Source organism: Tepidibacillus sp. HK-1 (assembly GCF_001748485.2).
Taxonomy (GTDB): domain Bacteria; phylum Bacillota; class Bacilli; order Tepidibacillales; family Tepidibacillaceae; genus Tepidibacillus_B; species Tepidibacillus_B infernus.
Map to the genome: position 1 here is coordinate 1 of NZ_BDGM02000059.1, position 757 is coordinate 757.

The 757-nt window shown below is 43.1% G+C and carries 1 pseudogene; it reads left to right on the forward strand.

Going from position 1 to position 757, the window contains the following annotated elements:
• Positions 1-644, forward strand: a pseudogene (locus BEN26_RS13835) (RNA-guided endonuclease InsQ/TnpB family protein); the annotation flags it as partial.
• Between the last annotated feature and the right edge of the window lie 113 nt (positions 645-757).

Here is a 757-nt window from a genome sequence, read left to right on the forward strand (position 1 = left end):
AACTTCTTCTCTGGTCGTGTTGAATTTCCTAAGTTCAAAAGCCGCAAGGCGAGACAGTCCTACACAACCAACGTGGTCAACGGAAAGGATTAGATTTTTCCATGAATGGCTTATTCGTCGATAGCGAAGAAGGTAAGACAGCCAATTACCCTCGTTTCTATCGCCAAGCCTTGGGAAAATTAGCGAAGGAACAGCGTATTCTATCACGCAGAAAGAAAGGCTCTAATCGTTGGCACAAACAGCGTCTGAAAGTAGCGAAGCTACATGAAAGAATTGCGAACCAACGAAAAGACTTTCTACACAAGGAATCACACAAATTAGCGAAACGGTATGACTGCGTGGTTATCGAAGACCTCAACATGAAAGGGATGTCTCAAGCACTCCATTTTGGCAAAAGTGTCCATGATAATGGCTGGGGCATGTTTACCACCTTTCTCCAATACAAGTTAGAGGAGCAGGGGAAAAAGCTTATCAAAATAGATAAGTGGTTTCCATCATCCAAAACTTGTTCAAGTTGCGGTCAAGTAAAGGAGTCTCTATCTCTTTCTGAGCGCATATTCGATTGTGATTGTGGTTTTGTGGCAGATAGAGATTGGAACGCTTCTATCAATATCAAGCGTGAAGGATTGCGACTGTTAGTATAATCATAAATAGAGCATGGAACAGGCTCGATAGCTAAGTAAATTTTGTACCGTTAGGTGCGATTACCTTAGAAGCCCTCACCTCTAAGCGAAGCGTAGGTGGCGGGTAGTTCACT